Source organism: Nocardia sp. NPDC004260, from assembly GCF_053603155.1.
This window is the reverse complement of the sequence record NZ_JBSGEZ010000064.1, coordinates 1-16,125: the sequence shown is the minus strand read 5'-3', so window position 1 is coordinate 16,125 and position 16,125 is coordinate 1. Positions and strand designations below refer to the sequence as shown.

Below are 16,125 nucleotides of genomic sequence, written 5' to 3'. Positions count from 1 at the left end.
CCCGCCGCGCCGATGGCGGCGGAGTGGTTCGACTGCCATCCAGCAGAGCGCATCGAACCGCAGCCGTGGATCACCCCGACGCCGTCGTGCGTGAAGCCCTGTATCCGGTGGTGGACTACACCTGCTTGTCACGGGCCGAGGAACAATCGTTCGTACGGCAGGCGGGGCAGCGGTAGATGTCCTTCTATGGTGTCGCAGATCAATTCGATTGTGACCCAATGCTTTCGGCTCCAATCATCGATCACATTGCGAGCCGCCACCGCGGTGGCAGCGTAGTCGAAGACCATGCCACCCAACCAGATCCGCAGGTGCACATCGCTCTCGGGCGCAAACCATGCATCGGTTGTCATGGCCTGGCGGCCCAGTTCGATCTTTCCGGACGAGGCACTGGGAGCGAACGGGAGTTGCCAGAGGTTGTCGGCAGCCGATCTCTGGCTCGAAGGATCTCCGGTGAGTGTTGTCAGTTCCGCGCCGGCTCGCGTAGGCGGGAGCCGAACACCACTTTGCCGAATGCTTGTGGTTGGCATCCGCCCGGCTCGGCGGCGCGTAGGCCATCCACTTCGGGTCGGGCGCCGGTGCGCAGGGGTCACAGCAGGGCGGCGACCTTCTTCGCCGTCTCCTTGGCTGATCCGGGGTTCTGGCCGGTCACGAGGTTGCCGTCGACCACGGCGTAGGAGAAGTACGGCAGCTTGCCTTTCTCGTAGCGGGCGCCGCGCTTTTTCATCTCGTCCTCGGCGTTGTAGGGCACGAGCTTGTCTACGCGGATGAGAACTTCCTCCTGCCAGGCAAACCCGGTGACCCGGCGACCGGCAACCAGGTGGGACCCGTCGGAGAGCTTGGTGTTGAGCAGGCCGCAGTAGCCGTGGCAGACCGAGGAGACGGTGCCCCCGCGTTCGTAGATCTCCCGGGTGATGCGCTGCAGGCCCTCGCTGCCGGGGAAGTCGTACATCACCCCATGTCCGCCGGTGAAGTAGATGGCGTCGTAGTCGGCCGAGTCGATCTGGTCGGGGCTGGCGGTGTTCTCCAGCAGCGCCATCCGGGCTGGATCGGCACGCCAGGCTTTCGCGGTCTTGTCGTAGTTGGGGAACTTCAGCGACCGCGGCTCCAGCGGAGCGGGGCCGCCCGCCGGGCTGATGATGGTCTGGTCGAATCCGTGCTCTTCGAAGACGTGCCAGGCGTGGGTGAGTTCGGACAACCACAATCCGGTCGGGTGGGACGGGTCGTCGTAGTGGCCGACGTTGGTGACGACGTTCAAGATGCGTTTGATCATGCTTGATCATCCTCCTGAATGTTTACATTGCGCACATTGGCAAGGCTAGGGCGGTATGTGAGCACTGTCAACACCTGCCTCGGTGTGCGGGGGCGCACTTCGGAGCGGTGCCGGCCTACTGTGGGCGCGCGGAAAGGATCGCGGCGAACGCGGCGCGCACGTGATCGGCCACCTCGCGGCTCGACTGCGCCGGGAGCTTGCCGTCCAGGTGCAGGTACGCCATGCCGTGGGCCAGCGCCCACCATGCCGCGGCCAGCGCCACGGGGTCGCTGTCCGGGAAGACCTGCTTCATCGCGAGTTGCACGAGATCGTGGATTTCCTCTGCCGCCTGGACCCGCTCCTCATTGCCCTCGTCGCAGGCGTTGCCGAACATCAGGCGAAACAACGCCGGTCGGCGCAGGGCGAAATCGACATAGGCGACCGCCAGCTCACCGAGCCCCGCCGCCGATGCCGGGAGCTCGCGTCCGTCCGTCAGGCCCGCTTTCAGATCACGTAAGCCCTGCACGGCCAGCGCGGACTCCAGCGCGTCGCGGTCGGCGAAGTGTCGATAGGGCGCGGTCGGCGAGACGCCCGCCTCGCGAGCGATGGCACGCAGCGAGAACGGTTCGCCGACTTCGAGCATGCGCATCGCCGCCGTCAGCAGCGACGCCTTCAGGTTGCCGTGATGGTAACCACCCTTCTTCGCTGAAGTTGACATCGCTTACATCCCCTTCTAGTCTCATGTTAGCAATGTAAACTTACCGCATTCAGGAGCGGCGATGCCATCAACAGGCCCCACCCCTGCCAGGTCCGGCGGTGCGGAGCGGACTTCACCGGTCTTCGCGCCGTTCACCCTCCCGAACGGCTCCGTGGTCGCGAACCGGCTGGCCAAGGCCGCTATGGAGGAGAACATGGCCGTGTCCGGTCAACTCCCCGACGAGTCCCTGTTCCGGCTCTATCGGCGTTGGAGTCGAGGCGGGGTCGGGCTGATCATCACCGGCAATGTCATGGTCCACGCCGAGGCGCTCACCGGGCCGGGCGGAGTCGTCCTGGACGCGGAGTCGCCGCTGGAACCGTTCCGTCGGTGGGCCGTCGCCGCCTGGGCGCCGTCGGCGATCCGTGTCGATGTCGGCAAGAACAGCAAGCGATTCGCCGACCCGGTCGAGATGACCCCGCGGCAGATCGAGGAAACCGTGGCGCGCTTCGCCGAGACGGCGCGTCGGGCCGAGGCGGCCGGGTTCGACGGTGTGGAGATCCACGCCGCCCACGGCTATCTGCTGTCGCAGTTTCTCTCGCCGCTGACCAACCGGCGCACCGACCAGTGGGGCGGCAGCCTGGAGAACCGGGGCCGGCTGCTGCTCGATATCGTGCGTGCGGTGCGGGCCGCGGTCGCTCCCACGTTCGCCGTCGCGGTCAAACTCAACTCCGCCGACTTCCAGCGCGGCGGCTTCGATGCTGACGACGCCGCGACCGTGCTCGCGATGCTGGCCCCGCTCGGCGTCGACCTCGTCGAGCTCTCCGGGGGCAGCTACGAGGCCCCTGCCATGACCGGCCAAGCCAGTGACCAGCGGACCCGAGCCCGCGAGGCCTACTTCCTCTCCCTCGCCGAAGAACTCGCGACAACCAGCCCGCTGCCACTGATGCTGACCGGAGGTGTCCTCCGGCGACCGGTGGCCGAGGAGGTCCTGGCCGGCGGCATCGATCTCGTCGGCATGGGCAGCGCGCTGGCCGTCGACCCTGACCTGCCGAACCGGTGGCGCCGGGACGCCGACGCCAAGGTTGAACTCACACCCGTGGAGATCAAGGACAAGGCTGTCGCCTCGGCCGCGAGCATGGCCCGAGTGCGACAACAGCTTCGCCGCCTCGGCGCCGGACGGCGCACGCGTCCTGGGATCAACCCCAAGGTCGCTCTCCTCCACGAGACCGTGCTCCAGCGTCGCGCACTGCGCCGCTACCGCACCTGGCTGAACAACCGTGCCGCGTAGGGCCCACCACCAGCCCTACGGCCGGTTCTCCGCCACCAACTCGCACTTCCTCCGCCTCACCGGCCAGCGTGTCGCCAGCTACTGGAACTGCTACTACCGACACCGGTACACGCATCGCGACTATCCCGGACGCCTTCGCATCGACTCTCTGCAAGACGCCGCAGCCGCCTACCGCGGCACCGCGTCCACCACCTCCTCACGCCTTCGACAATCTCCTGTTCCACCCGCCGATCCGCGCCCGTGTTGATCTTGCGCACCAGCTCGAACAGATCCATCAACGCGTCAGTGACCACCGACGAACGTGAAATCGACTGTCGGACAGCCGCTACCACGATTCGATCAGTGGGGCGGCATGCTCCTGCCGCTGCCATTCTTCGGTGAGGCGGCCGAGTCGGTCCGGCGCGGCGATGCCGCGCACGCCTGCGATCTTGTCGTCACGGATCTCCAGGATCACCACGCCCACGACCCGATCGTCGAGCGTGGCGAGCATGGCCGGGCAGCCGTTGACCACGGCGGCATGAATAGAAGGTGAGCCGCCGGCGAGTCTCCGCTTGGCCGGAGACGGTTTGAAGCCGACCCGCACCGCGCCGGCGATCCGCTGCGGGGTCGAGTACCGGATGAGCTTCTCGGCCAGTCCCAGCCCGGCGCCGTCGGAGATGCCGGTCGCGTCGTCGGTCAGCAGCGCCACCAGGCGATCGGTCCGGCCCGAGGCGGCGGCATCGACGAACGCCTCGACGATTCGACGCGCGGAAGCGCGGTCGACGTCGGCCCCGTTGCCCGCGGCCGCGATTCGGCGCCGGGCTCGGTGGGTGTGTTGCTGACTGCCGGCCTCGGTGATGCCGAGAATCTCGGCGATCTCGGCGTGGCTGTAGGCGAAGGCCTCGCGCAGCACGTAGACGGCCCGCTCGATCGGCGACAGACGCTCCATGAGCGTGAGCACCGCCAGGGTCACCGATTCGCGCTGCTCGACGGTGTCGGCCGGGCCCAGCATCGGGTCACCGTCGAGGAGCGGTTCGGGCATCCAGGCGCCGACCGCGCGCTCGCGGCGCACCTTCGCCGAACGGAGCCGGTCGAGCGCCAGATTGGTGACGATCTTGGTCAGCCATGCCTCGGGCACATCGACGTACTCCTGGTCGGCGGCCTGCCACCGCAGGAACGCGTCCTGCACCGTGTCCTCGGCATCGGCGGCCGAGCCGAGCAGACGGTAGGCGAGGGAGGCCAACCGATTGCGGCTGGCCTCGAAACGCGCCACGGTGGCGGTGTCCATGAGCACGACCCTATGCGGCGACCACGTGGGGCGAGTGCTCTGCGGTGGTGGCCGAGCGATAGTGGCGACTCGGCTTTCCGAAGGTCGGGTGGCTCACGCTCCAGGCGGCAGTCCGGAGGATCGCCGACTTGACCCGCGCGGCCGTCCCGCCGCACAGGGCCCACGACTTCGCTCGCGCGTCACCGTCGACCAGCTGGAAGATCCCGTCCTTGCGGCCGAGACTGATGTGGTTGCCGACATACGCCAGCGAGGTCGTCGAGACCTTGCGCCCGGTCCGGTCCCCGATGATCGCGGCGGTCGCCTGCATGCTGGTGAATCCCGCGGAAGCGCAGGACATCGGCAACGGCCGACCGTTGTCGCCGATGACGAAGACGCTGTCACCGGCGACATAGACGTCCGGGTGGGAGACCGACCGCATCTGACGGTCGACCGCGATCTGGCCGTTGGCCACCACCTCGAGGCCGCTGGCGGCGGCGATCGGGTGGACGGCGAAGCCTGCGGCCCACACGGTCGCGTCGGAGGCGAAAGCGGTGCCGTCGGCGGCGACTGCCGCCGCCTCCTCGACGCGCTCGATGGTGGTGTGCTGGTGAACCGTGATATCGAACCGGTCGAAAGCGCGCAGCAGGTGACGGCGAGCCTTCGTGCCCAGCCAGCCGCCCAGTTCGCCGCTGGTCACCAGGCCGACCCGAAGTCCTTGGCGTGATTCGGCGATCTCGGTGGCGGTCTCGATCGCGGTCAGATTGCCGCCGACTACCAGCACCTTCCCGTCCCCGCCCAGCTCATCCAGGCGTGCGCGCAGGCGCAGCGCGGACGGCCGCGCGGCCACGGGGAAGGCGTGTTCGTGGACGCCCGGAACACCGTGGTCGGCGGCGGCGCTGCCGAGCGCGTAGAGGAGGGTGTCGTATCCGAGCCGGTCGACGCCCTCGGCGTCGGCGACTGTGACACTCCGGTCCTCGACGTCGACGTCGGTTACCCGTGCCAGTCGCAGCTGGATACCGGTGCCCGCGAACATCTCCGCCAGCGGCCGGTGGCGGAGATCCTGCCCGGCGGCGAGCTGATGCAGGCGCAGCCGCTCGACGAAATCGGGTTCGGCGTTGACGACGGTGATCTCGAAGTCGTCGGAATGGAGTTGGCGTGCCAGGTATCCGGCGGAGAAGGCTCCGGCGTATCCGGCCCCGAGGACGACGATGCGGTGCTTCATGGTTCGCTCCTGTCTGGTTCGCGTGCTCCCTGAACGAGACAGCCCCCGAATCCCTGACAGCATCGAGCAGTGACGTGAGTCACTCTTGGGGCCTCTGTTAGTGGACGCCCCCATGCCGAATGCACCATTCATCGACTCGGTCGCCCGACGGCTCCGGCCGATCCGCCACAGCCAACGTCGGCGGACCCAGCGCGGGGCCCACCGAAGAGTTCGCCTCGTGCATCAAAGTCGTGGCCCATACCAACTCGCATCCGAGAGCCGACAGCAGCGGCCCGAGTTCGGGGTCGAGCCGCGCGAGTGGGTTTCCGCCAACCGGCCGCACGAGACGAGGCGATGAATCCGACTCGTGCTCAGTAGCCCCCGCGTAGGCGAAAGTGGTCTCTGCGCGGCGGGTCGCCCCGATGCAGGGTCAACCTCTCGGGGCGAATCAAACGCTAGGATCTGGCCGTGTCGAAGGTGTGCAACTATCCGGGCTGTACGCGCCCGATCACGAGCGCGGCAGGGCCAGGTCGTCCCTCGGAGTACTGCGACCGGCCCGAGCACACGCGCTGGCGTGCGTGGCGCGAGCGGCAACGGCAACAGCAGGAGGCCGAGACTGCGGCCGCTGCCGTCACTGTGACGCAACCGGGGCCGGTGACCATTGCGCGATTGCGGGCCGACGAACTGCTCACCCAATTCCGGGGACTCGCCGAGCAGTTGAACACCACGCTGAACGCCGCGGTCGCGGAGTTGTCCGCACTGGCCGACCCGGCGGTCGCGGAGGCTCAGGTGCAGGCGGTTCAGGTGGACGCGGCGCGGCGGATCGCCGAGGCGGAAGGCGCGGCGGTAGTGGCCGAGCAGGCGCGGCGGGAGGCGCAGGAGGCGAGGGAACTCGCCGAATCCGCCGCCGACGACGCGGCCGGCGCCGCAGAACACGCCGAAAGGCTGGTAGCCGAGGCGAATTCGGCGCGCGACGACGCGCTGCGTGAGGTCGAACGCGTCACCAAGCAGGCGGCCGATGACGTGTTCGCCGCACGCAGCGCAGCGGAAGACGAAGTCCGCACCGTGCGCCGCGAGTCCGCCGAACAGATCGAACGCATCGAAAAGCAAGCCGCCGAACAAGTCGAGCGCGGCGAGCGTCGCGCGGAGACCGACATCGCACACGCCCGGCGTGAGGCGGAAGCGCTGGTGGCGGCCGCCCATTCCGAGCGCGATCTCGCCGTGCAGCGCGCGGCGGATGCCGAACGCGCGGCCGAACGAGCCGAGCGAGCCGCCGCGGAGCGCGCCGAAGCCGCCGATGAAGCGCGAGCCGAATGGCGCCGAGTACGCACCGAACTCGACACCACCCGCGCCGAACTCGCCGAAACCCGTCGCGCCGCGGCCGCCGAACTCGCCGCCGTCCGCGCAGAGGCCGCCGCGACTGTCGACAAGGCGCGCGCGGAAGCCGCTCAGCGGCTCGAAGCGCTGGACGAAGCTCGCGTGCAGACCCTCGCGCGCGCTGAACGCGCCGAAGCCCAGCTCGACGAACTCCTCGCCGAGGCTCGCCGCAAATCACCCGCTACCGATCCCGACCGGCGCGAGGGCGCCTGAGCGGGCGTTCGGTACTAGGCATCTCGGTGCATCTCGGTATGCGACGTGGAGGAGGATTCGAGCATGGCCGTCATCCATCGGACCACCATGGTTCCCACCAAGATGGAACTGCTGACCTCGTGGCTGCCCGGGCGCGCGTGGTATCGCGGTGAAAAGCCACCGGATCTGCGCAAAGCCGGTGGTTTCCGGCTCGACGACCCGGATGGGGAAGTCGGGATCGAATTCGTGGTGATCACCGATCACTCCGGCGCGCAGCCGCACACCTATCACGTGCCGCTGACCTACCGGGGCGCACCGCTGCCGGACGCCGCCGAGGCACTTGTGGGCACTTCCGAACACGGTGTCCTCGGCACCCGGTGGGTGTACGACGCCACCCGTGACCCGGTCGCGGTGGCCCAGATCGTCGCCACGCTCACCGGGAACGCGCGGCCTCAGGCCCAAAGCGAAAGCGATACGCCGGACCCCTCGGTCACGGTACACGTCGCGGATATGCTTTCTCTCGCAAAAGGTTTCGGTCCAGCTCGGGATGGGCCGTTCTACACCGACATCCCGGTGGGCGATCGGATCATTCGCATCCATCGCCTTCTGCAAGTGCAGGTCTCGCCTGTGGAGCCGGTGGTTGCCGGTCGGGTCCACGCCTGGTGGCGGCTCGACGACACCATTGCCACCGGCGTATTCATCAGCCTGACTGCGTAATTCGAACGGGCTGGCGTGTTCGCGCGTGCACGACGAGAACCGGTATGCGGCAAACGCGTCGCAAACTGCGGCTCTGGTCATATCATGTAGCTATGCCCGAAACCGGAGTCGAAGGGCGTACGGAACCACTGGCCGGGGCAGCCCGGCAGACGGTACTGGTGGCCGGTGCCTGCTCGATGATCATGGGTGTGGCCCTAGCGGTGTGGCCGCACAAATCGCTGCCGACGGCGGAACTGCTGTCCGGCGGCTACCTATTGCTCAACAGCGTCCTACAACTTGTCGTGGCGCTCGGTGCCCGCTTCGTGACCCCGCTGCGGATGCTGGCGCTGGTCAGTGGGGCGCTGTCGGCCCTACTCGCGGTGCTCTGCTTCGCGGGCGGGAATTCGGCTCCGCTGCTGTCGTTCTGGATCGGATTGGCGTGGGCGATCCGCGGGATCTGTCACGCCACCGTGGCGGTCTGGGTCGATGATCTGCCCGGGCGCGGACGGCAGGAGTTGTTCGGGCTGATCACGCTGGCACTCGGTCTACTGGTCGGTTCGGTGCCGTTCGAGTCACCGGACACGCTCGGCTGGGTGGCCGGATCGTGCATGATCGCGATCGGGACGCTGGAGGCCTTGTTCTCCGTGGGCTCCCGGCGCGACACGGTCGCGCTGCCGGGGATGGTGCCGACCTTGCGCTTGGATGGCTGACCTCGGGGTGGCGAGCAGGATGCTATCCAGGTTGACTGGGCGCCATGGCATCCCAGCAATCCGAGCTCCGGTCGCCCGCGGAACTCATCGTGGTCACCCATGGCGCCGGTACCGCGATCACGCCGATCGCTCTGAGCGACAGTCACAGCGCGCAAGCTCGTCTGACGGAACTACTTCCGGCCGGGAGCGAACTGGTGCGGATCTTCGGACCGGCCAACCGCTTGGAGCGCAGGCTCACCGGCACCCCACGCCTGGAGACCGGAGCGGAGTATCTCAACTACTTCTACGTCCGCGGTGTCACCGGCCGACTCGACGAACTGGCCGAGCGGTTGCGTACCGCGGGCGACGTGGCGGCGGCATATGTGAAACCGCCCGCCGAGCCGCCGATAGCGCCGGAGGGCGCGCGAGCGATCACCGGCCGTTCCGCCGCCGAGGCCCCGCCGGTCACGCCCGATTTCGCGGTGCGGCAAGGATATCTGGATGCCGCCCCGCAGGGGATCGACGCTCGGTGGGCGTGGACGGTGCCGGGGGGCCGCGGGACCGGTGTGCGAGTGGTGGATGTCGAGGGCGCGTGGCGGTTCACCCATGAGGACTTGCAGGTCAACCAGGGTGGGGTGATCGGAGGCACCCCCTCACCGGAGCAGGGCTGGCGCGACCACGGCACGGCGGTCGCCGGAGTGATCAGTGGTGACGTGAATGCCTACGGCATCACCGGGATCGTGCCCGAAGCGTACATCCGCGCGGTGTCGATCTTCGGGTCCGGATCGGCGTCCGCGATCCGCTCGGCGGCGGACGCGCTCAACCCTGGCGATGTGATGCTGCTCGAACTGCACCGTCCTGGGCCGCGTTTCGCCTACGCCAACCGGCCGGATCAGCGCGGCTATATCGCGGTCGAATGGTGGCCCGACGACTTCGCGGCGATCAGCTACGCGGTCGGTAAAGGCGTCGTGGTGGTGGAGGCGGGAGGCAATGGCGGCGAAGATCTCGACGCCGCGATCTACGACTCCCGCCCGGCGGAGTTCCCGAGCACGTGGCGCAATCCCTTTCGCGGTGGCGAAGCCGATTCCGGTGCGATCATCGTCGGAGCCGGCGCACCCCCACCCGGCTTCCATGGCCGCGACAACGGCACGGCCCGCTCCCGCTTGCCGTTCTCCAATTACGGAAAGCGGGTCGACGTGCAGGGCTGGGGCCTGGAAGTCACCACGACCGGGTACGGCGACCTGCAAGGCGGTCCGGACGAGGACCTCTGGTACACCGACGTGTTCAGCGGAACGTCGAGCGCGTCCCCGATCGTGGTCGGCGCGGTTGCCAGCTATCAGGGCATGAGTGCGGCCGCGGCCGGACGCAAGACCCCTGCGGAAGTGCGTGCCCGGCTGCGGGAAACCGGCTCACCGCAAACCGATGCCGCTGATCGGCCCGCATCCCAGCGCATCGGCAACCTGCCGGATCTGAAATCGATGATCTTGCCCCGGTAGGCCGTCGGGACTCGGGGTACTCGACTCGATGTGTGCAGCCGACCGATTCCATAAGTCGGAATCCACTCATCATATAGTTGATGGAAATGGAATCCGACAGAGTCGAGCGGCGACTCATTGCCTGCTGGCATCCGCCGCCGGATCGGCAGGTCCGCGACGAAAGGTTCGAACCGCCGCGTTGACCGAGAGCGGCGGCGAGGTGCACAGCCCGTCTTACCCGCTGCCGGTTCTCCGCGCAGAGCGCAATCGGTCGGTCGCGCCGTGCTGATCACTCCACGCGCGCGGCGAGCAGCAATTCGAGCATCAGATCGGCGAATTCGGCAGGTGCGTCGGTGAATCCGCTGTGCCCGCCCGGGAACTCGGTGAGCGGAATGTTCAGCAGCTCGGCGAGCGCTGCCGCGGGACGGTGGGGGAGCTTGCCCTTGCTCTCTCGTCCTGCCCCGAGCACAAGGCGGTCGCTGACCGGCGCCAAGGCCGCGACGTCGGGGAGATGCGAGGTGATCGTGCGCAACTCGTGCGCCATGTTGCGCGGCGCGTTGGCGTGCAGGCGTTCGATCATCGCCGCGGCGCGCGGGGAGAGTTCGGCGGGATCGGGCATCCGCACACCTCCGCCGATGCCTTCGAGGAAGCGGGCGCCCGCGGCGGCGAGACCGTCGGTGACGAACAGTTCGTACACCTCGTCGACGAACGCTTTGTGCTCGGCGGCATCGGGCAGCACCCCGAAAGAGGGCGGCTCGTGCGCGATCACCAGACGCAACCGCTCGGGACGCCGGGCGAGCAGGTCGAGCGCGACCACCGCTCCGCCGCTGCCGCCGAACACGTAAGCGTTCTCTTCCTCGGGGGTGAGGTGTTCGAGGAGCAAGTGAGCGTCCTCGCTCTGCACCTCGACCTCGATGTCGGCCGGTGGGCCGGGGTCGAGCACACTGCGCGAGTAGCCGCGCGGGTCGATGGTGACCACGGTGAAGTGTTGTGCGAGTGGCTCGAGGATGGGATCGAACACCGCCGCGTCGCCTCCGCTGCCCGGCAGCAACAGCAGCACCGGCCCCGCGCCGCTGACCTCGTAGTACAGGGTGGCTCCCGGGACTCGCAGGGTGCCGGATCTCATGATTTCTCCTTGTGGGGGGTCGGCCACTGCTCGAGGGCGACGTGCAGGGCGTCGATGATGCGTTCCCAGGACTCGGCGGTCGAGCGCGTGTGCCCGAAGCCGCCGGTCGCCTCCAGAACGCTGTATCCGTGGAAGGTGCTGCGCAGCAAGCGGACCGCGTCGGTCCGGTCGGGTTCGGCCAGGCCGTAGGCACGCAGCATGCCGTAGGTCAGCTCGATGGCGTGCAGCGCGCCGGTCGCGGTGGGCGGAGTCATTTCGGGATCGAAGGGAAGCTGGGTCGCGGCGTAACGGCCGGGGTGACGCAGGGCGTAGTCCCGCCAGGCGTGGGCGTAGGCGGCGAGCGCATCGCGTCCGGCGCGACCGGCCACGGCGGACGCGATCAGTTTGGTCTTCTCCGTGGCCGCCAGAACGGACACCCGCGCGCGGAGGTCTCGCAGATTCTTCACGTGCGAGTACAGGCTGGCGTCCTGGACGCCGAACTTCTTGGCCACCGCCGACATGGTGACGTTCTCCAAGCCGATTTCGTCGGCGAGATCGGCCGCGGCCCGCGTGATCCGATCCGCGGTCAGTCCCGCTCTGGCCATCATGTGCACACCTCCTCGACCTTGGGTTACTAGTTTATATCCTAGAGCACCTAGGTTTTGCCATGGGCGTCGCGAGCTGCGCCCTTCTCGTTCGCGGCGGTTCGTCCACGCGCGCGAATCCGTCGACGGCGATACCTCCTGCCCGATTGATTGCTTAGCGCAAGTAATCAGGCTATAGTTGCGTAGCACAAGCAACTAATTCTCGTGCTGGGAGTAGGCATGGCAGTATCACCCGATGCGGCTCGGAGCCTGATAACTGAGCTCTATTTCATGGGCCGTGCGATGCGCGCTGTTCTGTCGCACCCGGAAGAAGGGCACCTGCTTCCGGGGGGCGTCGGCGTGCTGGGCTCCCTCGAGGCCAGGGGGCGATGCCGGCAAGTGGATCTGGCCGTGGACTTGTGCATCAGCCCATCGACACTGAGCAGGCAGGTCGCCGAGTTGGTGAGTTCCGGCGACATCGCCCGCCATGCCGATCCCAGCGATGGCCGGGCCACCCTCATCGAAATCACGGACCAAGGACGCGATCTGCTGCGACGCATCCGAGTGTCGCGGGCGCGGGGATTGCAGGCCGCTCTCGCCGATTGGAGTGAGGACGAGGCCGAGCAGGCCGCCGTGGTTGTTCAGAAGCTCAGGAATTCACTGGCCGCAGTCGCGCACCACACCGCGGTGGGCGGGAGCGAGCCGGTTTCGACAGAGAGTCAGGAAGTAGATGTCTAGTTCAGTCGAGTCGGTGACGCGACGCGACCCCTCCGCGATGACCCACCGCGAGGTCCTGGAAGCGATGACCGGGCTGCTGGCGGCGTTGTTCACGGCGCTGCTCAGCACGACGATCGTCTCGACCGCGCTGCCGACGATCATCGGCGAGCTGGAGGGATCGCAGACCGCCTACGCCTGGGTCATCACCACGGCGCTGCTGGCGAACGCCGCCTCCACCCCGATCTGGGGCAAATTCGCCGACCTGTTCAACAAGAAACTGCTGGTCCAATCGGCCATCGTCATCTTCGTCATCGGCTCGATCATCGCCGGACTCGCCCACACTGTGCCGATACTGTTGGCCGCGCGCGTCGTCCAGGGCATCGGCATGGGCGGGCTGACCGCGCTCGTCGTCGCGATAATCGGCTCCATCGTCGCGCCGCGCGAACGCGGACGCTACTCCGGCTACATGGGCGCGGTGATGGCGGTCTCGATGTCCGGCGGCCCCATCCTCGGCGGCGTCATCGTCGACAGCCCCCTGGGCTGGCGCTGGTGCTTCTTCGTGTGCGTGCCGCTGGCGGTGATCGCACTGGCGCTGTTGCAACGCACCCTGCGACTGCCCACCGAACGCAAGGACGGAGTGTCCATCGACTGGCTCGGCGCCGCACTGCTGACCGCCGGCGTCTCGGTGCTGCTGATCTGGGTGTCCTTCGCAGGCAAAGCCGGGTACTACGCGTGGATGTCGCGGGAATCGGCGATCTACGTCGCCGCCGGCGTACTGCTGCTGCTCGCGACCGTGTGGGTCGAATCCCGCGCCAAGTCACCGATCATCCCGCTGCCCATCGTCGCCGAACGCACCACAGGCCTGGCGATCATCGCCTCCATCGCCGTCGGTGTCGGCATGTTCGGCGCGACCACCTTCCTGGGCCAGTACTTCCAGACCGCGCGCGGCTACTCCCCGACCATCGCGGGTGTTCTGACCATCCCGCTGGTCGCGGGCATGCTGATCGGCTCGGTCGGCTCCGGCCAGCTGATCACCCGCCGCGGCAAGTGGAAAAGCTTCGTCGTCAGCGGCGCCGCGCTGCTGGTAGCCGGATTCGCGCTACTGTCCACCATCGACCACGCCACCAACCTGTGGCTGGTCGGCACCTACATCACCATCGTCGGCCTCGGCGTCGGCATGATGATGCAAAACCTCGTCCTGGCCGTGCAGAACACCGTCAGCGTGCACAACATCGGCGCCGCGTCCAGCAGCGTCGCCTTCTTCCGCACCTTCGGCGGCGCCATCGGCGTCTCAGTGCTCGGCTCGGTACTGGCCAGCCGCGTCAGCGAGCTGTCCGCGCAGGGATTCGCCAAACTGGGAATCCACCCCAAATCCTCCGGCGGCAGCAACCTCAACCTGGACGCGCTACCCGCACCTATCGCGACCATCGTGCGCGCCTCCTACGGTGACGCCACCGGGCGGATCTTCCTCATCGCCGCCGCCGCGACAGCCGTCGCGCTCATCGCGACCGCGCTGCTACCGAACCGCCCGCTACGCCGCACGATCGACATCGACCCCGCGCTCGACCCGACCACGAAAAAGTCCGCGGTGCAAGGCGATCCGACTGCCACGGACGACATGGCCGCACTGGATGCCGAACTGGACGCATTCGCGGAGTCGGGTTGGGACGAAAACCAACTCTGGGAAGGCGCCGAGCGGGTGTTGCCCGAGCCGGTCGCAGCCGCGTCGATCGGGCGGCATGCGGTGGTAGAGCAGAACGGTCGTGTGTACCGGGTGGCCGCGTCGGCACAGAACGGTCAGTCGACCGGCGGCTTGCCGGGGCCGGACTTCGATGGTGGGGCGTTGGGTGGTCGTGTCCGTCGTGAAGACGGTCATCCGGTGCCGGGTGCGGTGTTGACATTGGTTGATCACGGTGGCCGTCAGGTCGCGCGGGCGAACAGCGCTGCTGATGGTGGTTATGCGATCACCGCGCCGGAGACCGGTGACTACGTGTTGATCGTGTCGGCGATGGGGCACCAGCCGACCGCGGTGAACGTGTCGATCGGCCAGCGGCCCCATCGCCTGGATCTGACCTTGGTGGGCTCCGGCGAGTTGTCGGGTGTCGTTCGTACCGCCGGCCCCGGTGTGCCGCTGCCGGGTGCGACCGTCACGTTGACCGATTTGCGTGGCGAGGTGGTCGGGTCGGCTGTCACAGGCGGCGACGGCACCTACGTATGTCGCGGTGTGGTCTCGGGTGTCTATACCCTGGTCGCGGTCGCTGAGCGTATGCGTCCGAGTGCCACCACATTGACGGTGCCGGACAGCGGCGTCTTGCGTCATGACATCGAGTTGGCCACGATGGCGGTGCTCGCCGGCTCCGCGTGGGCCGAGGGCAGCCGAGCGGTGCCGGATGTCCTGGTCAGTGTGCTCGACGCCGCGGGGCAGGTGACCGCCACGGCACGCACCGACGAGAACGGCCGGTATGTCGTGACCGATCTGCCCGAAGGGCAGTACACCGTCGTTGCGCGCGGTTATCCGCCGGTGACCGGGCAGGTCACCGTGTCCGGTGGCGAGGTCGCCTACGATGTGCGGCTCGGTTACGAGATCGAGGATCGTTGATGAGCGGATTGACCGGTCGTGTTTGCACCGCACAAGGGTGGCCGGTGCCGAACGCGGTATTGACAGTGACGGATATGACGGGGCGCCAGATCGCCCGTGCGGTCGTCGACGAGACCGGCGCGGTGGGCACTGAGCTGTTGCCCGCGGGTGTTCACACCGCGGTGCTCACCGCTGTCGGGTTCGAGCCCGTAGCGCGGGCCGTGCGGATCTCTCCAGCAGGGACGGGTGTGCTCGGGGAGATGGTGTTGGTGCCGATCGCCGGGACGGTGGCGGCGCCGCCACCGGGACCGTGGACGATCGATCCGGTGCATTCGACGGTGATCGCAACGGTGCGCCATCTGGGTATAGCGAGTATCAAGGCCCGATTCGCCGAGGTGAGCGGGCGGCTCGATATCGGTGAGCCGTTCGAGCGGTCCACCGGACACGCGGAGATCGAAGCGGCGAGTATCGATACCGGTATCTCTGCGCGTGACAATCACCTCCGTTCGCCGGAGTTCTTGGATGTCGGCACCTATCCGCTGATCACATTCACCGGCAGTGGGTTGCGTCGTACCGGTGGTGACACCTGGGTGATGCCGGGTGAGCTCACCCTGCACGGGCAGCGCCGCCCGGTCGATCTCGAGGTCACCTATGGTGGCTTCGGAGCGGATCTGTGGGGCGGCGTGCGTGCTGCGTTCCACGCCGAAACAGTGTTGCATCGCAACGATTTCGCGATCGATTACAACGCGGTGGTGCGCGCGGGAGTGGCCGCCGTCGGCGCCACCGTCAAAATCGACCTCGACATCGAAGTCGTGCAAGGCGAGCAGCTACCCGCAGTCTAGCCGGCTGCGGGAGAAATGATCTGCGCTGGGTCGATGAATTTCGTTCGTGCACATCGTCGGCATTCCGAAGAGGGAACCGACTGCACGAGGAGAACCCATGACACTCCCTATGTCAACCTCATACCGCAGAAGTAGCGACCGGTTGTGGTTGCAGGGTTTGGGCGCCGCCGTGTCGGGCGGGGTCGTAGG

General features: G+C 67.7%; 15 protein-coding genes. 8 read left to right on the top strand and 7 right to left on the bottom strand.

Going from position 1 to position 16,125, the window contains the following annotated elements; translation table 11 throughout:
• Positions 1-128: 128 nt before the first annotated feature.
• The 3 genes from ACWEO7_RS29395 to ACWEO7_RS29385 all read right to left on the bottom strand — a co-directional run bounded on the left by ACWEO7_RS29395 (position 129) and on the right by ACWEO7_RS29385 (position 1,967).
• The gene (locus ACWEO7_RS29395; RefSeq protein ID WP_452428002.1) at positions 129-350 is read right to left on the bottom strand and encodes a hypothetical protein; all 222 of its coding nucleotides are present in this window, start codon (positions 348-350) and stop codon (positions 129-131) included.
• 236 nt (positions 351-586) lie between these two features.
• Complete coding sequence (locus ACWEO7_RS29390) at positions 587-1,270, bottom strand: type 1 glutamine amidotransferase domain-containing protein (protein WP_452428001.1); 684 nt, start codon at positions 1,268-1,270, stop codon at positions 587-589.
• A gap of 115 nt (positions 1,271-1,385) precedes the next feature.
• Positions 1,386-1,967 carry a TetR/AcrR family transcriptional regulator gene (locus ACWEO7_RS29385; protein ID WP_452427999.1) on the bottom strand — a complete coding sequence of 194 codons (582 nt, stop codon included), beginning with the start codon at positions 1,965-1,967 and terminating at the stop codon, positions 1,386-1,388.
• 61 nt (positions 1,968-2,028) lie between these two features.
• On the opposite strand from ACWEO7_RS29385, the gene ACWEO7_RS29380 reads away from it, so the two are divergent.
• Positions 2,029-3,234: an oxidoreductase gene (locus tag ACWEO7_RS29380; protein ID WP_452427998.1), complete on the top strand. Its 1,206-nt coding sequence runs from the start codon at positions 2,029-2,031 to the stop codon at positions 3,232-3,234.
• 325 nt (positions 3,235-3,559) lie between these two features.
• Here the strand turns inward: ACWEO7_RS29380 and ACWEO7_RS29375 are convergent, their stop codons facing one another.
• Both ACWEO7_RS29375 and ACWEO7_RS29370 read right to left on the bottom strand, forming a co-directional pair.
• Positions 3,560-4,501: a sigma-70 family RNA polymerase sigma factor gene (locus ACWEO7_RS29375; protein ID WP_452427996.1), complete on the bottom strand. Its 942-nt coding sequence runs from the start codon at positions 4,499-4,501 to the stop codon at positions 3,560-3,562.
• Positions 4,502-4,511: 10 nt separating this feature from the next.
• A complete protein-coding gene (locus tag ACWEO7_RS29370; protein ID WP_452427994.1) occupies positions 4,512-5,702 on the bottom strand; it encodes an NAD(P)/FAD-dependent oxidoreductase in 1,191 nt (396 codons plus the stop codon).
• Positions 5,703-6,149: 447 nt separating this feature from the next.
• On the opposite strand from ACWEO7_RS29370, the gene ACWEO7_RS29365 reads away from it, so the two are divergent.
• The 4 genes from ACWEO7_RS29365 to ACWEO7_RS29350 all read left to right on the top strand — a co-directional run bounded on the left by ACWEO7_RS29365 (position 6,150) and on the right by ACWEO7_RS29350 (position 10,131).
• Positions 6,150-7,271: a hypothetical protein gene (locus ACWEO7_RS29365; RefSeq protein WP_452427992.1), complete on the top strand. Its 1,122-nt coding sequence runs from the start codon at positions 6,150-6,152 to the stop codon at positions 7,269-7,271.
• A gap of 63 nt (positions 7,272-7,334) precedes the next feature.
• On the top strand, positions 7,335-7,967 hold the full coding sequence (locus ACWEO7_RS29360) for a maltokinase N-terminal cap-like domain-containing protein (RefSeq protein WP_452427990.1): 633 nt from the start codon (positions 7,335-7,337) through the stop codon (positions 7,965-7,967).
• 92 nt (positions 7,968-8,059) lie between these two features.
• Positions 8,060-8,656 carry an HdeD family acid-resistance protein gene (locus ACWEO7_RS29355; RefSeq protein ID WP_452427988.1) on the top strand — a complete coding sequence of 199 codons (597 nt, stop codon included), beginning with the start codon at positions 8,060-8,062 and terminating at the stop codon, positions 8,654-8,656.
• A 44-nt stretch (positions 8,657-8,700) separates the two neighbouring features.
• Positions 8,701-10,131: a S8 family peptidase gene (locus tag ACWEO7_RS29350; protein WP_452427987.1), complete on the top strand. Its 1,431-nt coding sequence runs from the start codon at positions 8,701-8,703 to the stop codon at positions 10,129-10,131.
• A 268-nt stretch (positions 10,132-10,399) separates the two neighbouring features.
• Here the strand turns inward: ACWEO7_RS29350 and ACWEO7_RS29345 are convergent, their stop codons facing one another.
• Together ACWEO7_RS29345 and ACWEO7_RS29340 are read right to left on the bottom strand one after the other, a co-directional pair.
• Positions 10,400-11,236, bottom strand: coding sequence for an alpha/beta fold hydrolase (locus ACWEO7_RS29345; protein WP_452427985.1), 837 nt, complete (start codon positions 11,234-11,236; stop codon positions 10,400-10,402).
• Positions 11,233-11,823, bottom strand: coding sequence for a TetR/AcrR family transcriptional regulator (locus ACWEO7_RS29340; RefSeq protein WP_452427983.1), 591 nt, complete (start codon positions 11,821-11,823; stop codon positions 11,233-11,235). The genes ACWEO7_RS29345 and ACWEO7_RS29340 overlap by 4 nt, the downstream gene beginning before the upstream one ends.
• 216 nt (positions 11,824-12,039) lie before the next feature.
• Between ACWEO7_RS29340 and ACWEO7_RS29335 the strand changes: the two genes are divergently transcribed.
• The 3 genes from ACWEO7_RS29335 to ACWEO7_RS29325 are packed head-to-tail and all read left to right on the top strand — an operon-like array spanning position 12,040 to position 15,936.
• Positions 12,040-12,537, top strand: coding sequence for a MarR family winged helix-turn-helix transcriptional regulator (locus ACWEO7_RS29335; RefSeq protein ID WP_452427981.1), 498 nt, complete (start codon positions 12,040-12,042; stop codon positions 12,535-12,537).
• The gene (locus ACWEO7_RS29330) at positions 12,530-15,115 is read left to right on the top strand and encodes an MFS transporter (protein WP_452427979.1); all 2,586 of its coding nucleotides are present in this window, start codon (positions 12,530-12,532) and stop codon (positions 15,113-15,115) included. Before ACWEO7_RS29335 ends, ACWEO7_RS29330 begins: the two co-directional genes overlap by 8 nt.
• A complete protein-coding gene (locus tag ACWEO7_RS29325) occupies positions 15,115-15,936 on the top strand; it encodes a YceI family protein (RefSeq protein WP_452427977.1) in 822 nt (273 codons plus the stop codon). The genes ACWEO7_RS29330 and ACWEO7_RS29325 overlap by 1 nt, the downstream gene beginning before the upstream one ends.
• The last annotated feature ends 189 nt before the right edge of the window (positions 15,937-16,125 follow it).

Bases quoted from the DNA above. Each gene is read 5' to 3' on its own strand.
- ACWEO7_RS29360 (WP_452427990.1), top strand. From the start codon at position 7,335: ATGGCCGTCATCCATCGGACCACCATGGTTCCCACCAAGATGGAACTG.
- ACWEO7_RS29335 (WP_452427981.1), top strand. From the start codon at position 12,040: ATGGCAGTATCACCCGATGCGGCTCGGAGCCTGATAACTGAGCTCTAT.
- ACWEO7_RS29325 (WP_452427977.1), top strand. From the start codon at position 15,115: ATGAGCGGATTGACCGGTCGTGTTTGCACCGCACAAGGGTGGCCGGTG.
- ACWEO7_RS29380 (WP_452427998.1), top strand. From the start codon at position 2,029: ATGCCATCAACAGGCCCCACCCCTGCCAGGTCCGGCGGTGCGGAGCGG.
- ACWEO7_RS29355 (WP_452427988.1), top strand. From the start codon at position 8,060: ATGCCCGAAACCGGAGTCGAAGGGCGTACGGAACCACTGGCCGGGGCA.
- ACWEO7_RS29330 (WP_452427979.1), top strand. From the start codon at position 12,530: ATGTCTAGTTCAGTCGAGTCGGTGACGCGACGCGACCCCTCCGCGATG.
- ACWEO7_RS29345 (WP_452427985.1), bottom strand. From the start codon at position 11,236: ATGAGATCCGGCACCCTGCGAGTCCCGGGAGCCACCCTGTACTACGAG.
- ACWEO7_RS29395 (WP_452428002.1), bottom strand. From the start codon at position 350: ATGACAACCGATGCATGGTTTGCGCCCGAGAGCGATGTGCACCTGCGG.
- ACWEO7_RS29390 (WP_452428001.1), bottom strand. From the start codon at position 1,270: ATGATCAAACGCATCTTGAACGTCGTCACCAACGTCGGCCACTACGAC.
- ACWEO7_RS29340 (WP_452427983.1), bottom strand. From the start codon at position 11,823: ATGATGGCCAGAGCGGGACTGACCGCGGATCGGATCACGCGGGCCGCG.
- ACWEO7_RS29385 (WP_452427999.1), bottom strand. From the start codon at position 1,967: ATGTCAACTTCAGCGAAGAAGGGTGGTTACCATCACGGCAACCTGAAG.
- ACWEO7_RS29375 (WP_452427996.1), bottom strand. From the start codon at position 4,501: ATGGACACCGCCACCGTGGCGCGTTTCGAGGCCAGCCGCAATCGGTTG.
- ACWEO7_RS29370 (WP_452427994.1), bottom strand. From the start codon at position 5,702: ATGAAGCACCGCATCGTCGTCCTCGGGGCCGGATACGCCGGAGCCTTC.
- ACWEO7_RS29350 (WP_452427987.1), top strand. From the start codon at position 8,701: ATGGCATCCCAGCAATCCGAGCTCCGGTCGCCCGCGGAACTCATCGTG.